Genomic DNA, 4,425 nt, shown 5'->3' with positions numbered 1-4,425 from the left:
GGTCACCGCCGGGCGCGTCCGGGAAGCGGTCGACGGGCTGGGGGCACGGGACGAACGGACCGTCAAGCTCCTCACCCGGGCCGGTATGGGGTGGTGCCAGGGGCGGATGTGCGGGACGGCCGTCGCCTGTCTCGCGGCACGCGACGGCACCCCTGAACCCCCTGCCGAGCGGCGGCCGTTCGCCGTGCCGGTCCCGCTCTCGGCGCTCGCCGCGCTCGGCGAACCGGACGACGTCACGCCACCGCGCGACCGGCCCGGGCCGTAGCCCTCCCGTCGGCGGCCCCGCCGATCAGCGACATGTCCACACCTTTGGAGATCCATATCTTTGAAGAGAGGTTCGTCGAGATGACCGCCACCGACTGGAACAACGGCCGCCCCTGGCGCGGCATCATGGTCGCCACCGCCCTGCCCCTGCGCGACGACCTGTCCGTCGACCACGACGCCTACGCCGAGCACGTCCGCTGGCTGACCGCCAACGGCTGCGACGGCGTCGTCCCCAACGGCTCGCTCGGCGAGTACCAGACCCTCACCGACGAGGAGCGCGCCCGGCTCGTCGAAGTCGCCGTCGAGGCGGCGGGGGACGGGGCACGGGTCATGCCCGGCGTCTCCGCCTACGGCAGCGCCGAATCCCGCCGCTGGGCGGAGCAAGCGGCCGCGGCGGGCTGCGGCTCGGTCCTGCTGCTGCCCCCGAACACCTACCGGGCCGACGAACGGGCCGTACGCGCCCACTACGCCGAAGTCGCCCGGGCGGGGGTACCGGTCGTCGCGTACAACAACCCCACCGACACCAAGGTCGACCTCACCCCCGCCCTGCTCGCCCGGCTGCACCAGGACGGCAGCATCGTCGCCGTGAAGGAGTTCAGCGGCGACGTCCGCCGGGCGTACGAGATCGCCGAACTCGCCCCGCAGCTCGATCTGCTGATCGGCGCGGACGACGTCCTGCTGGAACTCGCCGTGGCAGGCGCCGTCGGCTGGATAGCCGGCTACCCCAACGCCTTCCCCGCCACCTGCGCGGAGCTCTACCGCGCGGCCACCATGGGCGACCTCACCACGGCCCTCCCGCTCTACAGGTCCCTGCACCCGCTGCTGCGCTGGGACACGAAGACCGAGTTCGTCCAGGCGATCAAGCTGTCCATGGACATCGCCGGACGGCACGGCGGGCCCGCACGCCCGCCGCGCCTCCCGCTCACCGGCGAGGCCGCGGCGGGCGTGCGGGCCGCCACCGAGAAGGCCGTCGCCGACGGACACCACTGACCACCTCCCACCGTCACTCCGGTACTCCGGTACTCCGGCCGAAAGGAAGCCCATGCGTACGCGCCATGTCTTCCACGCAGTCGACTCGCACACCGAGGGCATGCCCACGCGCGTGATCACCGGGGGAGTCGGGGTGGTCCCCGGTGCCACCATGGCCGAGCGGCGGCTGCACTTCGCCGAGCACCTCGACCACCTCCGTACGCTCCTGATGTACGAGCCGCGTGGTCACGCCGCCATGAGCGGTGCGATCCTCCAGCCGCCCACCCGGCCCGACGCCGATGCCGGCGTCCTCTTCATCGAGGTCTCCGGGCTGCTCCCGATGTGCGGACACGGCACCATCGGGGTCGCCACCGTCCTCGTCGAGACGGGCATGGTCGCGGTGACCGAACCCGTGACGACGGTGCGCCTCGACACCCCGGCCGGCCTGGTGACCGCCGACGTCCACGTACGCGACGGCGCGGCGCGGTCCGTCACGCTCACCAACGTGCCCGCGTTCAGCGCGGGACTCGACCACAAGGCCGAGGTGCCCGGCCACGGGACGGTGACGTACGACCTCGCCTTCGGCGGGAACTTCTACGCCTTCGTCGAACTCGACGCGCTGGGGCTGCCGTTCGACCGCTCCCGCAAGGACGACCTGCTCGCGGCCGGGCTCGCCGTCATGGACGCGATCAACGCCTCGCCCCAGCGGCCCGTGCACCCCGAGCAGCCGGCGATCGCCGGTGTGAAGCACGTCTACCTGGCCGCCCCGGGCTCGGACGCGCGCCGCTCGCGGCACGCGATGGCCATCCACCCCGGCTGGTTCGACCGCTCCCCGTGCGGCACGGGCACCTCGGCCCGCATGGCGCAGCTGCACGCGCGCGGCCTGCTGCCGCTGGGCCGCGACTTCGTCAACGAGTCCTTTATCGGCACGGAGTTCACCGGCCGTCTGACCGGGGAGACGACGGTCGGCGGGCTGCCCGCCGTGGTCCCCGCCGTCACCGGCCGCGCCTGGATCACCGGCACCGCCCAGTACTTCCTCGACCCGGACGACCCTTTCCCCGGAGGTTTCCTCCTGTGACCCCGCCTGTGACTCCTGCCGCGACTCCTCCTCCGAGCGCCGACGCCGCCACCCTCACCACCCTCACCTCGCACAACCCCGCCGACCCGGCCGACGTGATCCTCCGCGTCCCGGCTCCCGGGGCCCGCGCGGTGGCGGACGCCGTCGAGCGGGCCCGGACCGCCCGGCCCGGCTGGTCGGCGGGCGGCTCGGCCGCCCGCTCGGCCGCGCTCGCCGCGGTCGCCACGGGAATCGAGGCCGCCGCGGACGAACTGGCCGCCCTGGCCGTACGCGAGGTGGGCAAGCCGCTCGCCGAGGCCCGCGCCGAGGTCGCCCGCGCCGCCGCCATCTGGCGCCACTACGCCCAGGCCCCCTACGAACCCGTCGGCACCGTCCACGAGACCGCCGTGGGCCCCGGACTGCTGCTCACCCGGCGCAGGCCGTACGGCGTCGCCGGACTGGTCACCCCGTGGAACTTCCCCTTCGCCATCCCGAGCTGGAAGGCCGCCCCGGCGCTCGCCGCGGGCAACACGGCCGTCCTCAAGCCCGCCCCCGAGGCCACCGCCTGCGCCCTGCGCCTCGCCGAGATCGTGCGACAAGCCCTTCCCCCGGCCGTGTTCACCGTCCTGCCCGGCGGCGCCACCGAGGGCGATGCCCTGATCGCCGCCGCCGACGTCGTCTCCTTCACCGGCTCGACGGCCGTCGGCCGGTCCGTGGTGGCGCGCGCGACGGCCCGGGGCGTTCCCGTACAGGCCGAGATGGGAGGGCTCAACGCCGCGATCGTCCTGCCGGACGCCGACATCGCCCGGGCCGCAGGCCACATCGCCGCCGCGATCGCCGGATACGCGGGCCAGAAATGCACCGCCACCAGCCGTGTCATCGCGGTCGGCGCGGCCCTCGCCCCGCTGCGCGAAGCGCTGGCGGAGGCACTGCGCGCCGTCCCGGTCGGCGACCCGGCCGACCCGGCCACCGTGTGCGGGCCGCTCATCGGCCGACAGGCCCGCGACCGGGCCGAGGAATCCTCCCGGGGGCTGCGCGTCCTGGCCACCGGCCCCGCACCCGGCGGACCGGGCTGGTACGCGGCCCCGACCCTGGTGGAGAAGGTGCCCGAGGGTCACCGGCTGCTGCGCGAAGAGGTCTTCGGCCCCGTCGCCGCCCTGCTGTCCGCCGACGATCCGCACCACGCGGTGCGGATCGCCAACTCCGTTCCGTACGGCCTGGTCACCTCGGTCCACACCGGGAACCTGGACACGGTGCTGCACGGACTCGACCACCTGGACACCGGAATGATCCGCGTCAACGCCCCCACCACCGGCGTCGACTTCCACCTGCCCTTCGGCGGCACCAAGTCCTCCGGCCACGGCCCCCGTGAACAGGGCCGTGCAGGGCTGGAGTTCTACACGTCGAGCCGTACCTACACACTGTCACCCACGTGAACAACGTGACATTGTACGGTGGTGGTCCACTCCGGTCCGAAGGGATCACACCGCCATGGGGCACCTGCAACCGCGCGACCTCAACGCCACCCGGGAGCGGCTCCGCGACCAGGTCGCCCACGCCCTGCGGGCCGCCCTGATCTCCGGCGAACTGCGCCCCGGCCGGATCTACTCGGCACCGGTCCTGGCCGAGGACTTCGGGATCTCCGCCACCCCCGTGCGCGAGGCCATGCTGGACCTGGCCCGGGAGGGCCTGGTCGAGCCGGTCCGCAACAAGGGATTCCGGATCACCGAGGTCGACGAACGCGACCTCGACCAGTGCACCGAGATCCGCGCCCTGATCGAGATCCCCACGGTCGGCCGGGTCACCCGCACCGCCGCCCGCGAGCAGTTGGAGGCGCTGCGCCCGGACGCCGAGCAGATCGTGCGGGCCGCCCGTGACCACGACCTCATCGGCTACCTGGAGGCCGACCGCCGGTTCCATCTCTCCCTGCTGGCGCTCTCCGGCAACGACCGGCTCGTCGAGACCGTGAGCGACCTGCGCAAGCGCTCCCGCCTGTACGGGCTCACCGCCCTGGACGAGCGCGACGCCCTGCTCCCGTCCGCCGAGGAGCACCTGGAGCTTCTCGGCCTGATGCTGGCGGGCGACGTGAAGGGGGCGGAGAGGTGCATGTCCCGTCACCTGGGCAAGGTCCGCTC

The 4,425-nt window shown here is 73.7% G+C and carries 5 protein-coding genes; all 5 read left to right on the top strand.

The window, feature by feature from the left end; genetic code table 11:
- Positions 1-265: (2Fe-2S)-binding protein (locus tag K6I34_RS32555; RefSeq protein WP_229331635.1), on the top strand; the 265-nt coding region annotated here is incomplete at its 5' end.
- A gap of 80 nt (positions 266-345) precedes the next feature.
- Complete coding sequence (locus K6I34_RS32550; RefSeq protein ID WP_229331637.1) at positions 346-1,254, top strand: dihydrodipicolinate synthase family protein; 909 nt, start codon at positions 346-348, stop codon at positions 1,252-1,254.
- A gap of 52 nt (positions 1,255-1,306) precedes the next feature.
- Complete coding sequence (locus tag K6I34_RS32545; RefSeq protein WP_229331634.1) at positions 1,307-2,311, top strand: proline racemase family protein; 1,005 nt, start codon at positions 1,307-1,309, stop codon at positions 2,309-2,311.
- Between the two features lie 8 nt (positions 2,312-2,319).
- The gene (locus K6I34_RS32540; RefSeq protein WP_229331636.1) at positions 2,320-3,726 is read left to right on the top strand and encodes an aldehyde dehydrogenase family protein; all 1,407 of its coding nucleotides are present in this window, start codon (positions 2,320-2,322) and stop codon (positions 3,724-3,726) included.
- Between the two features lie 55 nt (positions 3,727-3,781).
- On the top strand, positions 3,782-4,425 hold a 644-nt coding region (locus tag K6I34_RS32535; protein WP_229331633.1), incomplete at its 3' end, for a GntR family transcriptional regulator.

This window comes from Streptomyces sp. UNOC14_S4, from assembly GCF_020740835.1.
Taxonomy (GTDB): Bacteria; Actinomycetota; Actinomycetes; order Streptomycetales; family Streptomycetaceae; genus Streptomyces.
The sequence above is the reverse complement of the archived record's forward strand: the minus strand, read 5'-3'. Positions and strand labels throughout refer to the sequence as shown.